The sequence below is a fragment of the Aeromicrobium choanae genome, assembly GCF_900167475.1.
Taxonomy (GTDB): Bacteria; Actinomycetota; Actinomycetes; order Propionibacteriales; family Nocardioidaceae; genus Aeromicrobium; species Aeromicrobium choanae.
In genome coordinates this window covers 475,408-497,397 of the sequence record NZ_LT796768.1, presented here as the reverse complement: position 1 = coordinate 497,397, position 21,990 = coordinate 475,408, and the positions used below count along the sequence as shown (strand labels likewise).

At 70.9% G+C, this 21,990-nt stretch carries 20 protein-coding genes; 7 read left to right on the top strand and 13 right to left on the bottom strand.

Translation table 11 applies throughout. From position 1 onward, the window contains the following. Positions 1–5: 5 nt before the first annotated feature. Positions 6–1,256, bottom strand: a complete 1,251-nt coding sequence (locus B5D60_RS02330) for a hypothetical protein (protein ID WP_078698655.1) — start codon at positions 1,254–1,256, stop codon at positions 6–8. Between the two features lie 26 nt (positions 1,257–1,282). Next, positions 1,283–2,740, bottom strand: coding sequence for an MFS transporter (locus tag B5D60_RS02325; RefSeq protein WP_078698654.1), 1,458 nt, complete (start codon positions 2,738–2,740; stop codon positions 1,283–1,285). Between the two features lie 112 nt (positions 2,741–2,852). On the opposite strand from B5D60_RS02325, the gene B5D60_RS02320 reads away from it, so the two are divergent. Next, positions 2,853–3,554 (top strand): TetR/AcrR family transcriptional regulator, encoded by a 702-nt coding sequence (locus tag B5D60_RS02320; RefSeq protein ID WP_078701239.1) that lies wholly within the window; start codon positions 2,853–2,855, stop codon positions 3,552–3,554. A 10-nt stretch (positions 3,555–3,564) separates the two neighbouring features. On the opposite strand, the gene B5D60_RS02315 is transcribed toward B5D60_RS02320, so the two are convergent. Together B5D60_RS02315 and B5D60_RS02310 are read right to left on the bottom strand one after the other, a co-directional pair. Next, positions 3,565–4,335: an acyl-CoA thioesterase gene (locus tag B5D60_RS02315; protein ID WP_078698653.1), complete on the bottom strand. Its 771-nt coding sequence runs from the start codon at positions 4,333–4,335 to the stop codon at positions 3,565–3,567. Then, on the bottom strand, positions 4,332–5,693 hold the full coding sequence (locus B5D60_RS02310) for an MFS transporter (protein ID WP_197684372.1): 1,362 nt from the start codon (positions 5,691–5,693) through the stop codon (positions 4,332–4,334). The genes B5D60_RS02315 and B5D60_RS02310 overlap by 4 nt, the downstream gene beginning before the upstream one ends. 54 nt (positions 5,694–5,747) lie before the next feature. On the opposite strand from B5D60_RS02310, the gene B5D60_RS02305 reads away from it, so the two are divergent. The 3 genes from B5D60_RS02305 (at position 5,748) to B5D60_RS02295 (ending at position 8,654) form a co-directional block, all read left to right on the top strand. Next, the gene (locus tag B5D60_RS02305; protein WP_078698651.1) at positions 5,748–6,245 is read left to right on the top strand and encodes a winged helix-turn-helix transcriptional regulator; all 498 of its coding nucleotides are present in this window, start codon (positions 5,748–5,750) and stop codon (positions 6,243–6,245) included. A 109-nt stretch (positions 6,246–6,354) separates the two neighbouring features. After that, a complete protein-coding gene (locus tag B5D60_RS02300) occupies positions 6,355–7,017 on the top strand; it encodes a histidine phosphatase family protein (RefSeq protein ID WP_078698650.1) in 663 nt (220 codons plus the stop codon). Between the two features lie 59 nt (positions 7,018–7,076). Then, complete coding sequence (locus B5D60_RS02295) at positions 7,077–8,654, top strand: FMN-binding glutamate synthase family protein (RefSeq protein ID WP_078698649.1); 1,578 nt, start codon at positions 7,077–7,079, stop codon at positions 8,652–8,654. 138 nt (positions 8,655–8,792) lie between these two features. On the opposite strand, the gene B5D60_RS02290 is transcribed toward B5D60_RS02295, so the two are convergent. Beyond that, complete coding sequence (locus B5D60_RS02290; RefSeq protein ID WP_172806233.1) at positions 8,793–10,466, bottom strand: sigma-70 family RNA polymerase sigma factor; 1,674 nt, start codon at positions 10,464–10,466, stop codon at positions 8,793–8,795. Positions 10,467–10,681: 215 nt separating this feature from the next. Here B5D60_RS02290 and B5D60_RS02285 point away from each other — a divergent pair, with 215 nt between their 5' ends. Beyond that, the gene (locus B5D60_RS02285; RefSeq protein WP_078698647.1) at positions 10,682–14,200 is read left to right on the top strand and encodes an SdrD B-like domain-containing protein; all 3,519 of its coding nucleotides are present in this window, start codon (positions 10,682–10,684) and stop codon (positions 14,198–14,200) included. A 155-nt stretch (positions 14,201–14,355) separates the two neighbouring features. Here the strand turns inward: B5D60_RS02285 and B5D60_RS02280 are convergent, their stop codons facing one another. After that, entirely contained in the window at positions 14,356–14,769 is a 414-nt protein-coding gene (locus tag B5D60_RS02280) for an ASCH domain-containing protein (protein WP_231948950.1), read from the bottom strand. Next, entirely contained in the window at positions 14,766–15,122 is a 357-nt protein-coding gene (locus B5D60_RS02275) for a TraR/DksA family transcriptional regulator (protein WP_078698646.1), read from the bottom strand. The genes B5D60_RS02280 and B5D60_RS02275 overlap by 4 nt, the downstream gene beginning before the upstream one ends. 104 nt (positions 15,123–15,226) lie before the next feature. Here B5D60_RS02275 and B5D60_RS02270 point away from each other — a divergent pair, with 104 nt between their 5' ends. Further along, a complete protein-coding gene (locus B5D60_RS02270; protein WP_078698645.1) occupies positions 15,227–15,808 on the top strand; it encodes a TIGR03086 family metal-binding protein in 582 nt (193 codons plus the stop codon). A 4-nt stretch (positions 15,809–15,812) separates the two neighbouring features. Here B5D60_RS02270 and B5D60_RS02265 read toward each other — a convergent pair whose 3' ends face one another. Then, the gene (locus tag B5D60_RS02265; RefSeq protein WP_078698644.1) at positions 15,813–16,154 is read right to left on the bottom strand and encodes a DUF2200 domain-containing protein; all 342 of its coding nucleotides are present in this window, start codon (positions 16,152–16,154) and stop codon (positions 15,813–15,815) included. Positions 16,155–16,174: 20 nt separating this feature from the next. Continuing rightward, positions 16,175–16,618, bottom strand: coding sequence for a MarR family transcriptional regulator (locus B5D60_RS02260; protein ID WP_078698643.1), 444 nt, complete (start codon positions 16,616–16,618; stop codon positions 16,175–16,177). Between the two features lie 93 nt (positions 16,619–16,711). On the opposite strand from B5D60_RS02260, the gene B5D60_RS02255 reads away from it, so the two are divergent. Beyond that, complete coding sequence (locus B5D60_RS02255) at positions 16,712–18,130, top strand: MFS transporter (protein WP_078698642.1); 1,419 nt, start codon at positions 16,712–16,714, stop codon at positions 18,128–18,130. Positions 18,131–18,158: 28 nt separating this feature from the next. Here B5D60_RS02255 and arr read toward each other — a convergent pair whose 3' ends face one another. The 4 genes from arr to B5D60_RS02235 all read right to left on the bottom strand — a co-directional run bounded on the left by arr (position 18,159) and on the right by B5D60_RS02235 (position 21,979). Then, positions 18,159–18,578, bottom strand: a complete 420-nt coding sequence (arr, locus tag B5D60_RS02250) for an NAD(+)--rifampin ADP-ribosyltransferase (RefSeq protein ID WP_078698641.1) — start codon at positions 18,576–18,578, stop codon at positions 18,159–18,161. An 81-nt stretch (positions 18,579–18,659) separates the two neighbouring features. Continuing rightward, positions 18,660–19,862: a CDP-glycerol glycerophosphotransferase family protein gene (locus B5D60_RS02245; RefSeq protein ID WP_078698640.1), complete on the bottom strand. Its 1,203-nt coding sequence runs from the start codon at positions 19,860–19,862 to the stop codon at positions 18,660–18,662. Further along, the gene (glf, locus tag B5D60_RS02240; RefSeq protein WP_078698639.1) at positions 19,855–21,024 is read right to left on the bottom strand and encodes a UDP-galactopyranose mutase; all 1,170 of its coding nucleotides are present in this window, start codon (positions 21,022–21,024) and stop codon (positions 19,855–19,857) included. Before glf ends, B5D60_RS02245 begins: the two co-directional genes overlap by 8 nt. After that, entirely contained in the window at positions 21,017–21,979 is a 963-nt protein-coding gene (locus B5D60_RS02235) for a glycosyltransferase family 2 protein (RefSeq protein WP_197684371.1), read from the bottom strand. The genes glf and B5D60_RS02235 overlap by 8 nt, the downstream gene beginning before the upstream one ends. Positions 21,980–21,990 lie beyond the last annotated feature (11 nt).

The following is a 21,990-nucleotide window of genomic DNA, read 5'->3' as shown; positions in this document are numbered from 1 at the left end:
GCCCATCAGGACCTCCGGGTGATCCGGTAGTCCAGGACGAGGAATCCGAAGCCGAAGAGCCGGAACGCGTGCTCGGCGCGCAGGGCGCCGTCGCGGACGAACACGTCGAGCTCCTCCTCGAAGCCGGGTACGGCCAGGGTGGTCAACTCGTCGGCGGTCGTGTCGACGTAGGAGAGGTAGTGCCCGGCCTGGCCGTCGTCGACGCGACTCGTGAGGGTGAGGCCGCCGTCGGGTCGTGAGCGCGGGCGCAGCGTGGCGGTGAAGCTGCCCTCGGGGAGCGGGAAGCCGACGCTGACGTAGCCCGCTCCCTCGTGGGCGTAGGTCGTGTAGATGCCGAGCATGATCGGCTCGTCGTCGTCGGCGAACGACCGGATCCAGCCGCGGACGGACACGGTGCCGTCCACGCCCGAGATCGTGTCGATGCGGCTGCGGATGCCGCGCTGGGCCTCGCGCTGGTTCATCGGCATGCTCGCCTGACCCAGCGGGCGCGCGACGAGGCGGCGGTAGAGGAGGTAGCCCGGGCGGACCCAGGCGCGCCACCGCGGGACGATGTCGAGGGCGAACCGGGTGGTGTGCTCGTAGAACTCCCGCACGAGCGGGTCGACGTGCTGAGGGTCGAACCCCGGTCCCGCCAGGGCGTCGAGTGAGGCGACGATGCCGGTGTCCCCGTGATCGGCGGTGTACTCCCCGCCGATCTCGTCGGCGAGCTCGCGGACGTAGTCGGTGCCGACGAACCTCGACCGGGCGGGGCGGGGGACCACGAACGGCAGGTCGGCGGCGTGGGCGCGCTCGGCGAGCAGGCTCACCTGCGGGTCGCGGAAGACGAGTGCCGAGGCGCCGCGCTGGACCACGACCGTCACGGCAGCCGTCAGCGCGCCGGAGGCTCCGCTGCGGTTCAGTGCCTGGCCGACCGCGGCACCGACCACGGGACCCATCGCCACCTTCTGCGGTCGAAGGCCGAGTGCGCCGATCGCCGCGCCGGTGACCGTGCTGATCGCCCTCGGTCCGGCGCCGGCCCGATCGGCCACCCAGCCGAGCGGTGCCGCGAGCGCCGCGCTCACGGCGATCCGCTGCCACAGGGCCGGGATCTCGTCCTTGCCCTGACGAGCCCGGGCCACCGCCTCGGACGCGGCGAGTCCGGCTGCTCCTGCGGCCGACGCGACCGCGACCGCACGAGCGCCGCGCCCCGAGGCGAGGGCGGCCCCGGCGAGACCTCCGACGATCGCGGCGAAGCCGACAGAGTCACGCGTGCTCACGCTCGCGAGCCTAGTGCGCGGTGCGCTCAGGCGGGGTGCTCCTCGGTGGAGCGTGAGTCCGTCAGGGTGAGCGCGCCCCAGCCGGCCACGAGGCCGACCACGACCGCCAGGGTCGCGTAGACCAGGCGCTCGCCGTGGAAGAACGAGGCCACCAGCTCGCTGCTCCAGACCCCGTTCGGGAGCGTCGTCGTCACCAGCACGGCGATGAGCGTGCCGACGATGGCCGTGCCGACGCTCGTGCCGACCTCCTGCGCGGTGTCGTTGAGCGCGGCGGCGACCGACGTGCGGTTCTCCGGCATCGCTGTCACGAGGGCGACCGCACAGATCGTCATGACGGTGCGCAGGCCGATCGTGAAGGTCACCATGAAGAAGGCGATCGGGAGGTAGCCGTGGTCGACGGACCATGCGAAGCCCGCGAGGGAGCCGGCGAGGAATCCAGCGCCGACGAGGCAGGCGATGCGGTGCCCGTAGCGCTTCGCCAGCGACTCGGAGATCGGGGTCGCGAGGATCATGGTGGCGATCAGCGGCAGGTTCGCCAGGCCGGCCCGGACCGGGCTCCAGCCCCACGCGTACTGGAAGTGCAGGATCAGTCCGAACATCACGCCGGCCATCGCGATCGACGTGCCGACCTGGGCGAGAGCGGCACCCCGGATGGTGCCGGAGCGGAACACCGAGAGGTCGAGCATCGGCTGAGCGGTGCGCCGCTCGTGCATGACGAAGGCGGTGAGGGCGAGTCCCGACCCGAGCACGCAGGCCCACGTGACGGCTGACCACCAGCCGTGCTCGACGCCGCTGGTCAAGGCGTAGCAGGCCAGGCCGATCGTGGTGATGCTGAGGACGGCGCCGGGCACGTCGAGCCTGTCCTGCGTCAGGTCCTCGGGCCGGTCGGCGGGCACGCCCAGCCGCACGCCGATCCAGGCGATCAGCGCGATGGGGGCGTTGACGGCCAGCAGCCACTCCCACCTGAAGTGGGCCAGGACGGTGCCGCCGAGCAGCGGCCCGAGGATGAAGCCACTCATGCCAGTGACGATCATGACGGTCATCGCGCGCATCCGCAGGGTCTCGTCGTCGAACAGCCGGAAGACGAGCGAGTTGGTGATCGGGGCCATCGCGGCGGCGGTGAGGCCGAGCGCGGCGCGCAGGGCGATGAGCTCGCCGGCGGAGCTCACGACGATGACGGCCAGGCTGACCAGGCCGAACGCGGCCAGGCCGACGAGCAGGACGCGGCGGCGCCCCAGCCGGTCCGCGACCGACCCAGCCGTCAGCAGCAGCCCGCCGAACGTGAGGGAGTACGCGCCCGTGACCCACTGCAGGGCGGTGGTGCCGCCGCCGAGATCGCGCCCGATCGTCGGCAGCGCGATCGTGAGCAGGGTGTTGTCGACCATCTCGACGAAGAAGGCCAGACACAACGCCGACAGAGGGATCCACGCGGACGTGAGTGTGGGGTAGGTGCGGCTCGGCGCGGTGGCGGTGAGTGAGTTCATGCAGGGGATCTCCAGTCGAACGCTGTTCCATAATGGAACACTGTTCGATACGATAGAACGACGTTCGATCCGATGCAAGGCCCGAGCACGAGGATGTGATGTGATGGTCGCCATGTCAGCACCACAACGCCGTTCCGAGGGCGCGCGACGGCGTGCCTCGCACTCGATGGAGGCCGTGATCGGCGAGGCCGTCGCGATCCTTGACGAGTCGGGCGAGTCGGCGCTGACCTTCCGGGCCCTCGCCTCGCGGATCGGCGGGGGCGTCGCCAGCATCTATTGGTACGTCGCCAACAAGGACGAGCTGCTGGACCGGGCCACGGACCACGTGCTGGCCGGAGTGCTCACCGAGACGGAGCCGTTCGCAGGAGGCGCCGATCCGATCGACGACCTGCGTGCCATCGCCGTCACGCTCTTCGGTGCGATCGTCGATCGGCCGTGGCTGGCTGCGTACTTCATGCGCAATGTCGAGGTCCAGCCCAACGCCCTCATGGTCTACGAGCGGATCGGCGAGCAGGTCCTGCGACTCGACCTCACGCCGCGCCAGTCGTTCCACGCCGTCTCGGCCGTCCTGGGGTACGTCATCGGCGTCGCCGCCGACCTGGGGCGGCAGCCCTCGCAGGAGATCCTGGCCGGCGAGCTGGATCGCGACACCTACATCGCGCAGTACGCCGACCGGTGGAGGGCGCTGGATCCGCAGCAGTACCCGTTCCTGAACCTGATCGCCGACGAGTTCGAGGGTCACGACGACGCCGACCAGTTCCGAGCCGGCCTCGATCTGTTGCTCGAGGGGCTCCGGTTGGAGGCCGCCCGCTGATCAGGGCCGGCTAGCGCAGGGTCCGCAGCTGCGACGACGTCGCCAGCGGCACCCCGTCCGGGGTCCAGATGCGGATGTCCTCGGTGAGCCAGCCGTCGCCGCTCGCGTCGACCGTGGTGGAGTCGACGAGGACCCAGTCCACTTCTTCCGTGGCCACCTCGGGCGTGAAGCGGACGGTGGTGCGCACCGTGGGGATCCGACGCTCCTGGCTGAGGACGGCCGAGAACGACGGGGCGAGCGCGTCGGCGAGGATGAGCAGCCGCTCCCACGGGTCCTCGATCCGCTCGTTGATCCGGATCCACGCGCACAGGTTCGGATCGGTGGATCCGGAGAACGGCAGGGGAGCGGTGGCGGGCCGGATCTCGATCCGGGTGCTGATGGGCACGAACTCCGGCGGCACCACGAAGCGCCGGGCCTCCTCTAGAGGGAAGTCCACGACGGGTGGCCGGCCCGGGTCCGTCGGGACGTCCGGACGGCGCGGCGCCGCCAGCACCGCCGTCGCCACGGCCGCGGTGCTGTCGCCGGAGGTGGCGATCGCGGTGGCGAGCTTCGTCGAGCGACCGTCGTGCGTGAGCTCGGGCCGTACCCGGAGTCGCTCAGTGACCGGTCGCATGATGTGCGCCGTCAGCTCGATCGGGACGAGGTCGGGAGACGCCACCGCGCGCATCTCGCGCAGGAGGATGGCGGCGACGACCCCGCCCTGCAGGCCGCCGAAGCCGTTGAACGGCTGCAGGTCGACGTCGTGGGCACCGTCGAGCACGTCGGCGATCACGGCGGTCATCGCGTGGACCGTCCGATCGCGGTGAGGCTCGCCGCGAGGGCGAAGGCGGCGGTCATCCACCAGGCGACCTGGAAGGCGTCCGCACCCACCGGCTGCGCGGTGAGGACAGCGACGAGAGCGGCGACGCCCACCGCGATGCCCACCTGGCGCGCGGTCTGCAGGACGGCAGACCCCGTGCCGTGGTGCTCCGGTGGCAGCTCGCTGCAGCCCAGGGCCATGGAAGGCGGCACCACGAGTCCCACTCCGATGCCGGTCAGCAGCATGCCGGGCAGGATCGTCGCGGCGTACGAGGTCGAGGGTCCGGCGAGCAGCGCCCACGACGCCACGCCGATGGCGAACACGGAGGTGCCGAGCGCGATCACGGCCCGTGGGCCGATCGCCGACACCAGCCGGCCGCCGTAGACCGCCACGAAGGGCACCAGGAGCGGACCCGGTGCCACGCCCAGGCCGGTCTGGAGCGCTGAGAGGCCCCAGACGTCCTGCAGCCACAGCACGACGGACAGCAGCATCGCGCCGAACGACACGTGGAAGGCCAGCAGGGTGAGGCTCATCGAGGCGAAGTGCGGCGTCCGGAGCAGGTCGAGGCTGACGATCGGGTCCGCGGATCGCGCCACGGCCCACGCGTTGAGCGCGAGCCCGAGCACCACGATCGCGGCGACCGTCAGGGTCCGCGTCGAGGTCCAGCCCCACTCGGAGCCCTCGACCAGGAGCAGGACGAGGGTGGCGACGGTGACCACCAGCAGCAGGGCTCCGACGAAGCCGGGGCGCCGGCCGGGATGCCCGACCGTCTCGGGCAGCACGCGCCAGCCGACGACCGCCGCCGCGATCCCCAGGGGGACGTTGACCAGGAAGATCCACCGCCAGTCGGCCTGCACGAGGACGCCGCCGACGACAGGGCCGAGGGCGGCGCCGACGCCACCGAGACCTGCCCACAGCCGCACCGCGCCCGCGCGGCTCTCGGCCGGGAAGGCGGTCAGCACGAGGCCCAGCGACGAGGGGATCATCAACGCCGCGCCCGCGGCCTGCACGATCCGGAACGCCACGAGGGTGCCGAGTCCCGGACTGAACGCGCACGCGGCGGACGCCAGCGTGAACACCAGGAGGCCGGCCAGGAACCCGTTCTTGCTGCCGATGAGGTCGCTGATCCGGCCGGCCGGCACGAGCAGCGCCGCGAAGGTGATCGCGTAGGCGTTGAGGATCCAGGACAGGTCGGCGAGGTCGCCCTCGCCGAGCGAGGCGGCGATGTCGCCGAGCGCGACGTTGACGATGAACAGGTCGAACCCGGAGAGCAGGACGCCCACGGCGACGACCGCCATCACGGCGCGGGGCGGGGCGGTCCGCGTAGTCAGTTGTGTCACGCAACGCACAGTAGACCTAGTGCGTTGCGTGGTGCAACTGACTACAGTGAGGGCATGCGCCGCAGCAGCTTCTCCGAGATGAACTGTTCGATCGCCCAGAGCCTCGAGGTGATCGGCGAGTGGTGGACCCCGCTCATCCTGCGCGATGCCCTGATGGGCGTGACCCGCTTCGAGCAGTTCCAGTCGCGCCTGGGGATCGCCCGCAACGTCCTGTCCGCGCGGCTGCAGACGCTCGTCCAGCACGGGATCCTCGAGGAGGTGCAGTACTCGGAACGGCCCCCGCGGTCGGAGTACGTCCTCACGCAGAAGGGGCGCGACCTGTGGCCCGTCCTCACGATGCTGCGCCAGTGGGGCGACCGGTGGCTCGCTCCCGAGGGCGCGCCGGTGGAGATCGTCCATGCCTCCTGCGGCCACGTCGCCCACGCCGAGCTGACGTGCTCCGACTGCGGTGGGCGGCTGCGCGGGCGTGACCTGGAGCTGCGGCACGGACCCGGCGCCCCCGACGGCGGGATCGTTCCCGAGCGAGTCGACAGCGGCCGCGCGAGGGCCTAGACCAGCGCCACGCCCCCTCCCCACTTTTGGAACCAGATTCACGCGGATTCGCGATTGGCACGTGGAACCCCTTCCAAAAGTGGCAGGCCGCGGATGACAGGGTGGAGGCATGCGACTCCTGCTGCTGCGCCACGGCCAGACGCCGTCCAACGTGAACGGGCTGCTCGACACCGCCGTCCCGGGCGCCGGGCTCACGGATCTGGGTGTGAGGCAGGCCGAGGCCGTTCCCGACGCGCTCCGGGCGCGAGCGATCGACGCCGTGTTCGTCTCGAACCTGCAGCGCACCACCCTGACGGCCACGCCACTGATCGCGGCCAGGTCGCTCGAGCCGACCGAGCTGGACGGCCTGCGTGAGATCGGCGCGGGCGACCTCGAGATGGCCGGTCACCACGACGCTCACATGACCTACCTCCACACGGCCTTCGCCTGGGCGCGCGGCCGGCTGACAGCACGGATGCCCGGTGGCGAGGACGGCCACGAGTTCCTCGACCGCTACGACGCGGCGATCGCCGACATCTCGAGGTCGGGTGCCGGGACGGTCCTGGCCGTGTCGCACGGTGCCGCGATCCGCACGTGGACCAGCGCGAGGGTCGAAGGCCTCGACGCCGACTTCGTCGAGCGCTCGCCGTTGCCCAACACGGGGCTGGTCGAGCTCGAGGGAGATCCGCGGAGCGGGTGGACCCTCGTGGACTGGCCCGACGGTCCCGTGGGCGGCGCCCACCTCGACGTCCGGAAGGACGACCCGACCGGCGAGCCCGTCGACGAGGACTGACGACCTCGCCTCCTGCCCGTCGAGTCGACAGCGGGCACGCGGGGGGTTAGACCTGAGGCATGGAACCAGTCACACGGGCGGGTGCGGGTCTCGCGGGGCTGGCGGCCGCCGCGCTCGGCGGCGTGGTCGCCTACGACCTCACGCAGAAGAAGCACGCGATCCTGCGCAACTTCCCGGTCCTCGGGCACTTCCGCTACTGGGTCGAGACCGTGGGTCCCGAGCTGCGCCAGTACATCGTCACGAGCAACGACGAGGAGCGCCCGTTCTCGCGTGACCAGCGGCGTTGGGTCTACGCCAGCTCCAAGGGCGAGAACAACTACTTCGGGTTCGGCACCGACAACGACGTCGAGCACGTGGTCGGCTACCCGATCATCAAGCACCGCACGTTCTCCGGACCCGGCGCCACCACTGCACCGCACGGCAGTGAGGGGATGCCGCTGCCGTCCGCGAAGGTGCTCGGTGGGCCTCGTGGCAGGCGGCACGCCTTCCGTCCCGCCTCGGTGGTGAACATCTCGGGGATGAGCTTCGGCGCCCTGTCCGCGCCGGCCATCCAGGCGCTCAACGCCGGCGCGGCCATCGCGGGGTGCATGCAGAACACGGGGGAGGGGTCGATCGCTCCGGCGCACCTTCACGGCGGCGACCTCGTCTTCCAGATCGGCACCGCCTACTTCGGCTGCCGCGACGAGCACGGGCGGTTCGACCTCGGCCGGCTCGTCGACCTCGTGCAGTCGGCGCCGGTCCGCGCCATCGAGATCAAGCTCTCGCAGGGTGCGAAGCCCGGCCTCGGCGGGATGCTCCCGGGGGCCAAGGTCGACCGGACGATCGCCGGGATCCGCGGCATCCCCGAGGGCGTGGACTGCGCCTCCCCGAGCCGGCACACGGCCTTCGACGACGTGGACTCGATGCTCGACTTCGTCGAGGCCGTCGCCGACGCCACCGGACTCCCGGTGGGAATCAAGTCGGCCGTGGGGAACATGGACTTCTGGGACGAGCTGATCGACCGCATGGGGCCCCGGGAGCGCGGGGTCGACTTCGTCAACATCGACGGCGGCGAGGGCGGCACGGGCGCGGCGCCGATGATCTTCGCCGACTCGGTGGCCTACCCGTTCCGGATCGCGTTCACCGAGGTCTACAAGCGCTTCGCCGTGGCGGGCCTGACCGACGACCTCACGTTCATCGGCGCGGGCAAGCTGGGCCTCACCGAGAACGCCCTGGTTGCCTTCGCGCTGGGCGCCGACATGGTCAACGTCGGGCGCGAGGCGATGCTGTCGATCGGCTGCATCCAGGCCCAGAAGTGCCACACCGACCACTGCCCGGTGGGGGTCGCGACGCAGAACCCGCGGTACACCCGCGGGCTGGACCCGACGTCGAAGAAGGACCGGCTCGCGAACTACGTGCTGGCCCTGCGGCGCGACCTGCTGAAGGTCTCCGAGGCCGTGGGCGTCGTGCACCCGGGGCTGATGACCGCCGACGACATCGACATCCTCGACGGCCAGCGCTCGTCGGAGTCGCTGCGCGATCTCTACGGCTACGAGAAGGGGTGGGGCGAGCTCGGCCCGAGGCTGCAGGCCGAGCTGGTCGACGTGATGGCCTCCCTCGGCGAGGACCAGGCGGAGGAGGGTCAGCGCCTCCGCTGACCCGGCGTCGCTGGCCGCGCGCCCACCTCGGACCCCACTTTTGTGACGCCATTCGGCCCGGGTGAGCTCTGGCGGCCGAACCACGTCACAAAAGTGGGTGCAGGGCTTGGGCAAGGGCTGGGCGGCGGGCGCCACCGATCAGAACTGGCGCGAGTCCGACGACGGGTCGGGGTCGGCGTTGCCCGCGCCACGGACCGTGACGGTTCCCGAGGGCTCGACGGACATGAGCACGAGCTGCAGCGGCGCCACGGCCTGGCCCGGCTGGTACGTGTACTCGCACGTCACCGACTCGAAGAAGTAGGGCTCGCCGTTCGAGCCGCCCTCCTCGATGGGGCCGCAGCTCCACCCGGCCGAGCGCCGCCCCACGAATCCGGCCACGCCGTTCATGGTCAGGTCGACGCTCAGGGTGAACGACTCGGCGGCGGCACCCTCCTGCGCGAGGATCGGGACGGTCAGCTCCCACTGGAGATCCTCGCCCGTCGCCACGACGGTGGGCTCGCCGACACCGAGGTCGACCGGCTCGGCCGGCGGCTGCTCGGTCGGCTGCTCGGTCGGCTCCGGCTCGGTCGGCTCCGGCTCGGTCGGCTCGGGCTCGGTCGGCTGGGGTGTGGGGGCCGGGGTGGGCTCGGGTGCTGGGTCGCGCGCGGGCGCGTCGTTCGACGGCGGGGGATCGGTGGGCGAGGGCGCCTGCGGCTCGTCCTCACCGGACGGCAGCTCCGTCACGCCGAGCGGCGTCGAGAGGAGGCCCAGGGGTCCCGCCGTGGGGAGGGCCGGGGTCGTGGGCTTCGCGCGGGCTCCCTCGCCGACGGAATCCAGGACAGGAGTCACCGCTGGGGTCGCGGACGGCTCGGCCGAGCTGGTCGTCAGCCAGAGGGCACCGGCCGCCACGACGGCGACGAGGGCCACGATCCCGGCGGCGACGGCGGCCACCGGTGCGCCCGCGACGACTCCGCCGGCACTCGTGCCGGCGCCGGTGCCCGAGCCGGAAGGACCTCCCGACGGCGGTGGCGACACGGCAGCGCCGACCGACCACGGGAACCCACCCGCGGACACGCCTCCCGCGAGCACGAGGGGCCACACGAAGGCGCCCAGCTTGGTGTTGAGCCGGTGGAGGTCGTCGTAGAGCGCGGCGCACTCGGCGCACTGGTTGAGGTGGAGGTGGACCTTCGCGGTCGCGCGCGAGCTCAGGCTGCCCCGCGCGAGCCGGCTGAGGCGGTCGCGCGTCCACTCGCAGCGACCGTCGTCGGCGCGGGGCACGTGCTGCTCGAGGTACGCCACGCGTAGGCCCTCGCGCGCGCGGTAGACGGTGCTCGAGACCGAGGCCACGGGGATGGAGAGCTCGCGAGCGACCTCGGCGGGCTTGTTGCCCTGGACGTCGAGCTTCCACAGCAGCTGCTGCCAGTTGTCGGGCAGGGAGCGCAGGGCGCGAGCGGCCAGATCGGCGTCGACGTCATCGAAGCTCTCGGGCTCGGCCTCGTCGATCGAGTCGAGCAGCCACGGCTTGTCGGATGCCGCCTGCTCACGTCCGGCCCGGCGGCGCCGCTCGATGTTGAGGTTGCGGATGACGGTGTGGAGGTAGGGCCGGAAGCCCGACGTCGGGCCGCCGCCCTCGGTGATCTTGGCGATCACGCGGGCGAACGCCTCGGCGGCCAGGTCGTCGGCGTCGGTGTCCTGGCTGACGATCCTGGCCACGCGCAGCGCGTCCGCACGGTGGCGCTCGTACAGCTGCGCCATCGCGTGCTCGTCCCCGGACCGCACCCCTGCCACCAGCTCGGCGTCAGGTGGCGCGGCGAGCGTGTGTTGATCCGTCATCGCCTGCTGAGCGGGCCGTGTCCCGGCCCTGCTGTGCCTCCCCTTCGGCCGCCACGTTACGACACCATCTGGAACAAAAGTCTCGTTTCGTCCCAATGTGAACAGGGACACGTTGTTTCGTTTTTGCGCGAGATTCTCGCCCCCGCCACTCCAGTAAACGTTCAGACATTCCCGTTCTCGGGGACGAGAAGCTCCACCACGAAGGAAACACATCGATGAGACGAACTCTGTCGGCCGCCCGGATCGCGGTCGTGGCGGCACTGGCGCTGCTGCTGACCGTGCTGGCACTTCCCGCGGTCGCCGCGACCTCGGGGATCACCTCGAGCCTGCTGCTCAACGGGGCCACGTATCACGGCACCGACGTCGTCGACGAGGGCGACGAGCTGACGCTGCGGGTGCAGTACAACACGCAGGTCCAGCCGGGTGCGACCGTGGACTTCGAGCTCGGTCCGAACGTGAAGGTCACCGGCGTCCCGTCGGCCAACACCGCGATCGAGTCGGTCCGCCAGGACGGCAACAAGGTCGCGATCAGCTTCAAGGACCCGTGGCCCACCGGCGTGAATCAGGGCGTCTTCGATCTGAAGTTCACCGTCAACGAGGTCGAGGGCAGCGCCGAGGACACGATCGTCTGGAAGGTCGACGGCGAGGAGACCTCGATCGAGGTCATCGTCCGTGACAAGGGCGACGAGTTCGCGAACGTCTCGGAGGGCTTCTCGAAGGGTGTCGCACCGGGCCACCTCGACAGCTTCGTGACGGTCGTCGACGGCACGGTCCGGCTCAAGCCCGAGATCGTGGACCAGGACCTCACCTACACGCTGCGGGTCAACTCGCCCGAGGCGCGCGACGACTTCGAGATCGCCGACCGCCTCCCCGCGGGCCTGGGCTACGTGGCGGGCTCCTTCAGCGGTCAGCTGACCAGCTGGGACGCCGCCGGACTGAACCGGAAGACCGCGCCGTTCACCTTCGCTCCGGCCGTCACCGGCCAGCAGTTCAGCGGAGCGGTCGACCTGCCCGGCCCGTCGATCCTCGCGATCACCTACCGGGCCGAGGTCACGGACGTGGCGGCGATCGAGGCACTCCTGCAGGCGCAGTACGACCGGCTCGCCGGTGGCTACGGCCAGTTCGAGACGGTGCTGACGAACACGGCGTCCTTCGGCTCGGCCTCGGTCGTGCGTGAGGCGGGCGTCCGCCTGCGGCACTCCGTGGCCAACCCGAACCCCGGACCCAACGTGGGCGCGCTCTTCGGCAAGACGGCTGCCTGGAGCACGAAGAACGTCGTCACGGACGAGCAGGGCAACCTCGCTCCTCCGGCCGACCTCACCTACACGCTGAAGGCCGACCTGCGCGGCTGGGACGGCAGCAACCCGAACAAGGTCCTGAGCCGCAACGTGGTCATCAGCGACGCGCTGCCCACCCAGGCCTCGTGGCGCATCGACGCGGACGACTTCATCACCGCCACCGGCATCACCCTGACGGAGGCCGAGACCTGCCCCACGAGTCCGGCGGCCTTCGCCGGTGACGCGTTCGTCGGCCAGTACTGCGTCGACGGGCAGCGTCTGCTGGTCAACGTCGGCAAGGACACGACCACCAACGCCTCGATCGCGGTCAAGGCCCAGCTCAACACCGTCGACGGCCTGACCGTCGCCGGCAGCACGACCATCAAGGACGCGACGCCGTACCGCTGGCGCAACGTGGCCGACTTCCACTACCGCGACGGCAACCCGCACTCCGTGACGCGCGACGTCACGGTGGTCGCCCTACCCGACACGACCGGTGGGGTCAACGACCCGAGCGTGTTCACCAAGGCCGGCGCAGCGCGTCAGCAGTCGGTCGAGCCGGGCGAGTCCGTCACGGTCGACTACACGTTCACGGTCGCCGCCGGCAAGGGCATCGACGCCCGCGAGAGCCGCATCGTCGATCACGTCGACACCGACGTCTTCGAGCTCGGCGACCTCTCCGGCGTGACCGTCAAGGGCACGTACGACGGTGTCGCGCTCGACGCGTCCCACTTCGACCTCCGGACGAATGCCGACGAGGACCTCGTCATCGACCTGAGCGCGGCCGGCGACGCCGTCGTCAGCGCTCGCGGTGCCGACAAGCGCTTCCAGGTCACGATCGCGCTGACCACGAAGAAGTTCGTCGGCAAGGAGACGAGGACGATCAAGAACAAGGCCACGCTGTTCGGCCTGGACGACGTCCCGCTGCACTGGTCCGACACGGTCAGCGAGGCGACCTCCTACGGCGACGAGGCCGAGGTCCGCAAGCGCATCTGGGACAACGTCGCGCAGGAGTGGACCGAGTCGATCTCGGCGCAGATGGACGGGTCGGGCTCGCTGGTCCAGGACCGCTACGTCTACCGGATCGAGTTCATCCCGCACGGCAGCTACGACCAGGTCGTCATCCTGCCGGTCGTCGACGAGCTGCCCGGCGCGGTTGACTTCCTCGGGTTCGTCGACGAGGCCGACCGGGCCACCGGCGCCGGCGCCACGACCGGGCCGGTCGACATCGGCGGCAACCTGGTGGCGTCGTACGACGCCGGCAGCGAGTCCGTCACGATCAGGCAGAAGGACGGCACCCGCCTGCAGGCCGGTGGCTCGCTCGCGGCCTACGTGGCTGTGAAGGTCAACGACGCCTCCGCCCCGATCGTCAACCAGATCGGCGACACGTTCGCCGAGATCGTGCCCCTGCGCTCGGTCTCGGTCGGCGACTTCGTGTGGGTGGACTCCGACCGCGACGGCCGTCAGGACGACGGTGAGCCCGGCATCGAGGGTGTCGTTCTCGAGGTCGTCGGACCCGACGGCAAGCCCGTGGTCGACGTGTTCGGCCAGCCGGTCGGCCCCGTCACGACGGGTGCGGACGGTGCGTACACCTTCGACCACCTGCCCGCGCTGACCGGCGATGGGACGTACACCGTCCGGATCGACCGGGACGCGTCGGCGGAGGCGCTGAAGCCCTACGTGCCGACCAAGGCCGGCGCGGGTGACCGCGTGCTCGACTCGTCCACGTGGGAGGCCGCCACGGTCCCCGGCGAGCTGCACGAGGACGGCGATCGCGACCCGACGCTCGACTTCGGCTTCGTCACGAAGACGTACGCCATCGGCGACCGCGTCTGGATCGACACCGACAAGGACGGTGTCCAGGGTCCCGGCGAGAAGTCCCTGCCGGGCGTCACCGTCGAGCTCCTCGACGAGGACGGCGCCGTCCTGGCGACCACCACGACGGATCGCGACGGCCGGTACGCCTTCGACGAGCTCGCGGCGGGCACCTACCGGGTGCGCTTCACGCTGACGCCCGAGCAGCAGCGGACGTACGAGTTCACGCAGCGGGACGCTGGGGGCGACGACGCCCTCGACTCCGATGCCGACCCGGCGAACGGCCTCACCGTGGTGATCGTCCTCGATGACTCGAACGCGGCTCTGCAGGGCGACTACGAGCACCGCGAGATCACCGCGACGCAGGGCATCGACCCCACGTGGGACGCCGGTGTCGTCGTGAAGACCCCGCCGACGGAGATCGGCACGGGGGAGGAGACGTGGGACCCGGAGGGTGACGACCCTGCGGTGTCCGAGGAGTCGGGTTCTGGGGGACCCGACTCGAGCGAGCCCGCCGAGGCGTCGGATGGACAGCTGTCCAGGACCGGCACCAGCATCGGCTTTGGGCTCGTGGCGCTCATGCTCGCCCTCTTCGGGGTGGGCGGAGCGATCCTGTGGAGCGGCCGGCGCCGCGCGCTGTAGCCAGCGAGCGACGCGACCGCCTCACAGCATGGGGAGGTGACGGTGCCCCGGTCGAGAGACCGGGGCACCGTTGCGTCCGGGTGGTCCGGCGGTGAGTCCTCGGGGGCGACATCTTGGTACCAAGATGTCGCCCGGGCGACCCGAAGGTCGAAGGATCAGGCGCCGGGCTCGACCACGTCGACGAGCGTGAACCGGATGCACACGATCGGGGTGTCGTCCTCGACCGGTGAGCCGGCGTCCTCCCAGAAGCCGCGGTGGCCGGCGCGCCACTCGTCGAGGTCGGCGTCGCCCTCGCCCTCGGCGGCGGCGAAGTCCCACGGGACCTCGATGAAGGGGTGGATCGAGAGGCCGGTGACCTCCACGGTCCCGATCCGGTGACCGTCGTCGTCGAGCAGGGCGAGTCGCTCGCCGACGTGCTCGAGCTCCTCCTTCTCGACCTCGTACTCCGTCAGGATGCCCGCGGTCGCGCGCTTCTGGCCGGCGAGGACGAGCCCGTTGAGGCGGGCGCGCATCTCGCCGCGGGAGCCCAGCTCGAGGCCCCTCATCCCGTCGACCCGCGGCCACGTCATCGCTGGCTCTCCTTCGCCGAGGCGCAGGCGATGCACAGTCGCGCGACCGGGCGAGCCTCCAGGCGCGCCTCCGAGATCTGCTGGCCGCACGACTCGCAGGTGCCGTAGGTCCCGGCGGCGACCCGCTCCATGGCGGCGTCGATCTCGACCAGGTGCTGGCGCGTCTGCTGCAGCATCGAGTCGACCTGCGAGCGCTCGAATGCCACGGTGGACCCGTCGGGGTCGTGCTCGTCGTCGGCGTTGGAGTCCAGCGAGGCCTCCACGACCTGGTCGAAGTCCCGCATCAGCCCGTGAAGCTGACCCCGGGTCCGCTCGCGTTCGGCCTCGAGTCGCTCGAGGGTCTCGTTCGTCATGGGGACCTCCGTTCCGCGCCGCGCACGCGCCGCCCATCCATGATGCCGCGTCCCACGGCCGCGAGGGGGTTCCGCCGCGAGCGAGCCGCGACGACACTCGTGACATGAGCACCGTCGATCTGCACCCGGCCGCCCGGGCCCTGCGTGCAACCGTCCAGGGCATCGAGGACGAGCACCTCGACCGCGAGACCCCGTGCGAGGGCGTGTCCGTGGGGCAGATGCTCCACCACGTCGTCGGGCTGTCGCAGGCGTTCCGCGCCGCCGCCGACAAGGAGTTCGGGCCGCTGACCGACACCGCGCCGGAGCCCGAGGCCTCCCCGACGGTGGCGGACGGCTGGCGCTCCGAGCTGGACGATCACCTGGACCGGCTGCTGCTGGCCTGGCGCGAGGCCGCGGCGTGGGAGGGCATGACGCGGGCCGGTGGGGTCGACCTCCCGGGCGACGTCGCCGGGATGGTCGCGCTCGACGAGGTGGTGCTGCACGGCTGGGACCTCGCACGCGCGACGGGCCAGGAGTACGTCCTCGACGACGCGACGGCGGCCGCGTGCCTGGCGTTCGTGCAGCAGTTCGACCCGTCCGGCACCCCGGGGCTGTTCGGTCCCGCCGTCACCGTGCCGGACGACGCTCCGGTCCTCGATCGACTGGTGGCTCGGGCCGGGCGCGATCCGCGCTGGGCGCCACGCTGAGGCGTCAGGCCCGCAGGACCTTCTCCATCGCCTTGCCCTTGGCGAGCTCGTCGACGAGCTTGTCGAGGTAGCGGATCTTCTGCATCAGCGGGTCCTCGACCTCCTCGACGCGCACGTGGCACACGACGCCCGTGATGAGGGAGGCGTTGGGGTTGAGGTCGGCCTGCGCGAAGAATTCCTCGAAGGTCGTCCCGGCGTCGAGGTGCTTCTGCAGGGTGCTCGCGTCGAAGCCGGTCAGCCACTCGATGACCTGGTCCAGCTCGGCCTTCGTGCGCCCCTTCTTCTCGACCTTCGTGACGTAGTGCGGGTAGACCGAGGCGACGCTCGTGGTGAAGATCCGGTGCATCCGCCGATTCTAGGTCCGGTTCAGGCGTCCGCGGCGGCCGCGACGAACGCGTCGGCGAAGGTGCCGAACTGCTCGAGGAACCGAGCGCGATCGGCGCGGGGGAGGGCGTCCAGGGCGCGGTCCAGCAGGCCGAGGTGCCGGTCGAGTGCCCGGGCGAAGTCCGCGAGCGCGCTCTCGTTGGCCGTGAAGTGCCACGCGCTCTGACCCGGCTCCCGCGACCGCTCCAGCAGCCCGGCCTTGAGGGCGGCGTTCGCCTGGCGGTTCACGGTGGACTGCTCGAGCCCGAGCTCGTCCGCGATCTCGCGGAGGGTGCGCGGCCGCCCGTCGGAGAACATCCAGAGCAGCCGCTGGTCGGCGTGCCCGCGCGGTCCGACGACTGCGCGCTGCCCCCGCTCGAGTCGCGAGATGGCGGTGAGCGCGGACCAGGCCGGGTTGGCCCTGGCGGCCTCGGTGATGGAGGTCATGCTGACTCCGGTGGTCGGGGGACGGTCGTCATGTGTAGTCTACACAAGTTGAATGTGTAGGTTACACATCGCTGTTTTCGACAGGACCCATCCATGCGCTCTCCCTCCGTCGTCGACGAGACCGTCGCGACCCGCTTCCCGCCGATCGCCGTGATCCTCGTGCTGTGCTTCGGCAGCCTCGCCGGCGCGCTCATGCAGTCGCTCGTCATCCCGATCCAGAGCGAGCTCCCGCGGCTGCTCGGCACCGAGCCGGGCAACGCGTCCTGGGCGGTCACGGCCACGCTGCTCGCGGCAGCGGTGACGATGCCCGTCACCGGGCGCCTCGCCGACATGTACGGCAAGAAGAAGGTCATGGTCGTCTCGGCGGGGATCCTCGTGGTCGGCTCGGCGATCGCCGCGATGTCGAGCTCGCTCGCGCCGTTCCTCGTCGGCCGCGCCCTGCAGGGCGTGGCCATGGGCTACATCCCCGTCGCGATCAGCATGGTGCGCGAGGTCGCCCCGCCCGAGAAGCGCGCCACGGCCGTCGCCGCGGTCAGCGCGACCCTCGGCGTCGGCGGCGCCCTCGGCCTGCCGCTCGCCGCGTGGATCGCCCAGGACTACTCGTGGCACGCGCTGTTCTGGTTCTCGTCCGTGCTGGCCGCGATCATCCTCGTCGCGACGGCGGTCGTCGTGCCGAGCGTCCACGACGAGCACCCCGCCCGGATCGACGTCGTCGGGGTCATCGGACTGGCCATCGGCCTGGTCTCGGCGCTGATCGGCGTGAGCAAGGGCAGCGAGTGGGGCTGGTCCGACGGCCGCACGATCGGCGCGATCGTGGGCGGCGTCGTCGTCCTGCTGCTGTGGGGCTGGTTCGAGCTGCGCCACCACGACCCGCTCGTGGACCTGCGCACCAGCGCCCACCCGCCCGTGCTGTTCACGAACCTCGCGGCCGTCCTCATCGGCTTCGGCATGATGGCGCAGTCCATCGTGCTGCCGCAGCTGCTTCAGCTGCCTGAGGAGACCGGATTCGGCCTCGGCCAGACGATCCTCCAGGCGGGCCTGTGGATGGCGCCGGGTGGCCTGATGATGATGTTCTTCGCGCCCGTCTCGAGTCGGCTGATCACCTCGATCGGTGCCCGCCTCACGCTGTCGATCGGTGCCACGGTCCTGGCCGTCGGCTACCTCGTGACGCTGTTCCTGATGAACGCGCCGTGGGAGCTCATGCTCGGCTCGCTCGTCGCCTGCGCGGGTGTCGGCATCGGTTACGCCGCCATGCCCACGCTGATCCTGGACAACGTCCCGGAGTCCGAGTCGGGCTCGGGTGTCGGCCTCAACGCGCTGATGCGCTCGGTCGGCACCACGATCGCCGGCGCCGTCATGGCCGCCGTGCTGACCAGCAGGACGGTGGAGTTCGCCGGACACGCGATCCCCGACAAGGGAGCGTTCCAGCTCTGCTTCGTCATCGGCGCGGGGGCCGCGTTCGCAGGTGCTCTGGTGGCCCTGCTGGTGCCCCGTCAGGGCGCCAAGGCCTGAGCCGGCGCCGCACCCGGGCGGGGCGAGGTCAGTCGTCGATGACGACCTCGCCCCGCTCCTTCATGGCGGCGAGGCTGTCGAGCATGTGCTGGAGGACCTCCGGCGGATGGGGCTCCCACCCGACGACCTCCTCCACCACCCGGATCGCTTCCTCGCTGCGGTACGAGCGAGTGGGGTTCCCCGGGAACTTCTTGTCGGTGAGGTTCGGGTCGTCCTCGAAGGGCCCGGTCGGCTCGACCCGGTAGATGTGCCCGCGGCCCTCGCCCACGGACAGCTCGGCGCCCCACGTCGCCGCGTCCAGCGTGGCGGTGAAGTAGATGTGGCCGGCGGTGCGGTTCTCGCCGAAGTTCGACCTGCGACCGGGCTCGAGCAGAGCGCCGGGGGAGAGGACCGCCTTGGTGCCGTGGAAGAAGGGCCCGTCGTCGGGGCCCAGTCGATCGTCGGACATACGGTCAGGATCGCCCACGGTCACGCATCTGGGTACCCAGATGCCGCCAGGACGACCGCAAGGACGAAGGATCCGTCCCCGTCAGGGTCCGGTGGCGCCGCGCTCGCGGTGCTCGGCCCAGGCGCGGTCGCGCAGGTCCATCGCGTCGGTGCAGGCCTGCAGGAACCGCTCGGTGGCGGCGCCGGGCCTCGTGTCGCCGAGGTAGTACTCGATGAGGTCGCGGCGAGCCGCGGCGCTCGGGTCGTCCGCGAGGTGCCGAGCCACGAGGGCCGCCACGTCGGCGTCCTCGTCCAGCAGCGGCAGCGTGTCCATGAGGCGGGACGGAGGCACGGGCACGCGGGGGCGGCACACGAGCACTGGCTTGCCGCTCGGGAGCCAATTGAGGGTCACCGCCGAGACGTCGGTGATCAGCAGGTCGGCGTCCGCGAACGACTGCTCCAGCGGAACGTCGGTGTCCACCCGGTCGGCGCGGGAACGGATCGCGGCATCGGCCTCGCCGTAGGCCGGATCGATGACACCGTTCAAGGGGTGCGGGCGGTAGACCACGCGGTAGGTGCCGGCGAGGGCGTCGAGGACGGCGGCGCCGTGGGTGAGCAGCGAGCCGTACGAGACCGACGGCTGTGACGCCTCCCAGGTGGGGGCGTAGAGGACCGTCGGACGGGACGGGTCGGGCTGCGGCACCGGCGCGGGAGCGTCGAGCTGCGGCTGGCCGATCAGCACCGAGCGGGCCGGCGCGTCGTAGAGCATCACGCCGGCGCTCGTGCGGTCGAGCGCCGCCTGCCCGGCCAGGAAGCAGAAGTCGTAGGCCTTCACCTGGTTCGACACCGAGACGCCCTTGTCGCTGTCGCCGTGCCCCAGGTAGACGTGCACGAGCGAGGTGAAGCGCAGGCACTCGAAGTTGATCGGGTCGTGGTTGACGTACAGGGCCAGCTTCACGTCGCTGAGGGCCAGGATCTCGTCGAGCTGGCCGTAGCGGGCGAGGGTGACGCAGTCCAGGCCCGACTCGGCGCGCACGGCCGCGGCGGTGCGCGAGTCCTTGAACACCGCCACCACGCCGTGCGCGGCATCGAGCGCCTTCAGCGCCGCGAACCACGGGCGCAGCTGGTAGAGCGCGTCGGCGCCGTTGGGGAAGTAGACCAGGACCGACTGCGTGAACGCGCGACCGAGGCGGTGCTCGTCGGTGCGCTTGTCGGGCATGCCGACGGGCAGGAGGCGCGAGCGGCGCAGCCGCCCGATCGCCCACTGGCGGAGCCGGGGAACGATCCCCGCCCGCGAGTCAGCCACGGACGAGACCCGGCCGCAGGACGTTGTCGACCATCGACAGCGCCGACGCGATCGCCATGTGCATGTCGAGGTACTGGTAGGTGCCGAGGCGCCCGCCGAAGTGCACCTGCGACTCCTGCTCGGCCAGCTCGCGGTAGGCCTTCAGGGCCGTGCGGTCGTCCGAGGTGTTCACCGGGTAGTACGGCTCGTCGTCGGTGCCGGCGTTCGCGAAGCGGCTGAACTCGCGCATGATCACCGTGGCGTCCGACGGGTAGTCGCGCTCGGGGTGAAAGTGACGGAACTCGTGGATCCGCGTGTAGGGGATGTCGGTGTCGGCGTAGTTCATCACCGGGGTGCCCTGGAAGTCGCCGATCGGCAGCACCTCGGACTCGAAGTCCAGGGTGCGCCAGCCGAGCGGCCCGTGCGCGTGGTCGAAGTACCGGTCGAGCGGACCCGTGTACACGATCGGCAGCCGCCCGACGGTGGCCGACTTGTTGTACGGCTGGGAGGCGTCGAAGAAGTCGGTGTCGAGGCCGATCGTGATGTTCGGGTGGTCGGCCATCCGCTCGAGCCATGCCGTGTAGCCGTCAGTGGGCAGGCCCTCGTAGCGGTCGTTGAAGTAGCGGTTGTCGTAGGTGTACCGCACCGGCAGCCGGGTGATGATGTCCGCCGACAGCTCGGTGGGGTTGGTCTGCCACTGCTTGGCGGTGTAGCCCTTGATGAACGCCTCGTAGAGGGGGCGCCCGATCAGGCTGATCGCCTTCTCCTCGAGGTTCTGCGCGGCCGCGGAACCTCCGGAGAGGGCGGCACCCGCCTGCGCGGCGACCCACGCGCGCGCCTCGTCCGGCCCCATCGCCGAGCGGGTGAACTGGTTGATCGTGCCGAGGTTGATCGGCAGCGGGAACACCTCGCCGCGGTACGTCGAGTAGACGTGGTGGCGGTAGCCGGTGAAGGTCGTGAAGCGGTTGACGTAGTCCCAGACCCGCTCGTTCGAGGTGTGGAACAGGTGCGCGCCGTAGCGGTGCACCTCGATGCCGGTGGTGGGCTCGGCCTCGCTGTAGGCGTTTCCGCCCAGGTGCGAGCGGCGGTCGATCACGTGGACCTTCAGCCCGGGGTCGTTCGCCAGCTGCTCGGCCACGGTGAGGCCGAAGAAGCCCGACCCGACGACGAGGACGTCAGTCATCGCGGCCGCCTTCCAGCGCAGGCATCGGCTGCCAGGAGCGGTCGGCCCAGATCCTGCGGCCGTCGCGCCAGCCCTTGACGAGGGAGGAGAAGCCGCGGAAGGAGCGCTCGACGACGATGAGCCGCACGATCTCCTTGGCGAAGGTCAGCGCGGTGCCGAGGGCGAAGCCGGGCCGGCTCAGGTGGCCGTGCTCGTCGAAGTAGCGGCCGACGTAGGCCCGGTTGCGCATCACGTGGTACTTCGCCAGCGGACTGGAGTCGTTGAGGTGGCGCACGCCGAGGCTGACCTGCTTCTGCTCGCGCTTCTTCTGCAGCACGAACTCGTCGACGTAGACGACCTCGGTCTCGAGGGAGGCCAGCCAGGCGTAGATCGCGTCGTCCCACGAGATGAAGAAGCGCGGGTCGGGCAGGCCGATCCGGCGCACCACGTCGGCGTGCACGAGCATGCCCTCGAAGGTGCCGGAGTTGGTCACGGCGTAGCCGTCGGTGTTGAACGTCTTCACCGAGTAGGGCAGCGGCACGCCGAGCCACTGGTTGAACTTCGCCTGCCAGTAGAACGGGGTGCCGTCGACGTCGTAGCGGCGGCCGTGGATGACCTTGAACCGCGCCATCCAGGGGGCGAACCGCTCGAGCGCGTCGGGCAGGATCTCGACGTCGTCGTCCATCAGCCAGACCCACTCGGCGCCCAGTTCGAGCGCGACCCGGGTGCCCTCGCTGAAGCCGCCGGCGCCGCCGGTGTTGGTCTCCATGCGGTGGTTCACGAGCATGCCAGGAGGGAATTTCGCCTCCCACGCGGTGACGACCTCCTGCGTGTCGTCGGTGCTGGCGTTGTCGACGACGATGATGCGATCGGGGGGTGTCGTCATCGCCAGGGCGCTCTGCAGCAGCTCGTCGAGCAGTGCGGAGCGGTTGAACGTGACGATGGCGATCGCCAGGGTGCCGGTCGTCGAACTCACCACGACAGGCT

Coding starts and splice junctions, on each gene's coding strand:
- B5D60_RS02325 (WP_078698654.1), bottom strand. CDS start 2,740: ATGAACTCACTCACCGCCACCGCGCCGAGCCGCACCTACCCCACACTC.
- B5D60_RS02320 (WP_078701239.1), top strand. CDS start 2,853: ATGTCAGCACCACAACGCCGTTCCGAGGGCGCGCGACGGCGTGCCTCG.
- B5D60_RS02315 (WP_078698653.1), bottom strand. CDS start 4,335: ATGACCGCCGTGATCGCCGACGTGCTCGACGGTGCCCACGACGTCGAC.
- B5D60_RS02305 (WP_078698651.1), top strand. CDS start 5,748: ATGCGCCGCAGCAGCTTCTCCGAGATGAACTGTTCGATCGCCCAGAGC.
- B5D60_RS02300 (WP_078698650.1), top strand. CDS start 6,355: ATGCGACTCCTGCTGCTGCGCCACGGCCAGACGCCGTCCAACGTGAAC.
- B5D60_RS02295 (WP_078698649.1), top strand. CDS start 7,077: ATGGAACCAGTCACACGGGCGGGTGCGGGTCTCGCGGGGCTGGCGGCC.
- B5D60_RS02290 (WP_172806233.1), bottom strand. CDS start 10,466: ATGACGGATCAACACACGCTCGCCGCGCCACCTGACGCCGAGCTGGTG.
- B5D60_RS02285 (WP_078698647.1), top strand. CDS start 10,682: ATGAGACGAACTCTGTCGGCCGCCCGGATCGCGGTCGTGGCGGCACTG.
- B5D60_RS02280 (WP_231948950.1), bottom strand. CDS start 14,769: ATGACGTGGCCGCGGGTCGACGGGATGAGGGGCCTCGAGCTGGGCTCC.
- B5D60_RS02275 (WP_078698646.1), bottom strand. CDS start 15,122: ATGACGAACGAGACCCTCGAGCGACTCGAGGCCGAACGCGAGCGGACC.
- B5D60_RS02270 (WP_078698645.1), top strand. CDS start 15,227: ATGAGCACCGTCGATCTGCACCCGGCCGCCCGGGCCCTGCGTGCAACC.
- B5D60_RS02265 (WP_078698644.1), bottom strand. CDS start 16,154: ATGCACCGGATCTTCACCACGAGCGTCGCCTCGGTCTACCCGCACTAC.
- B5D60_RS02260 (WP_078698643.1), bottom strand. CDS start 16,618: ATGACCTCCATCACCGAGGCCGCCAGGGCCAACCCGGCCTGGTCCGCG.
- B5D60_RS02255 (WP_078698642.1), top strand. CDS start 16,712: ATGCGCTCTCCCTCCGTCGTCGACGAGACCGTCGCGACCCGCTTCCCG.
- arr (WP_078698641.1), bottom strand. CDS start 18,578: ATGTCCGACGATCGACTGGGCCCCGACGACGGGCCCTTCTTCCACGGC.
- glf (WP_078698639.1), bottom strand. CDS start 21,024: ATGACTGACGTCCTCGTCGTCGGGTCGGGCTTCTTCGGCCTCACCGTG.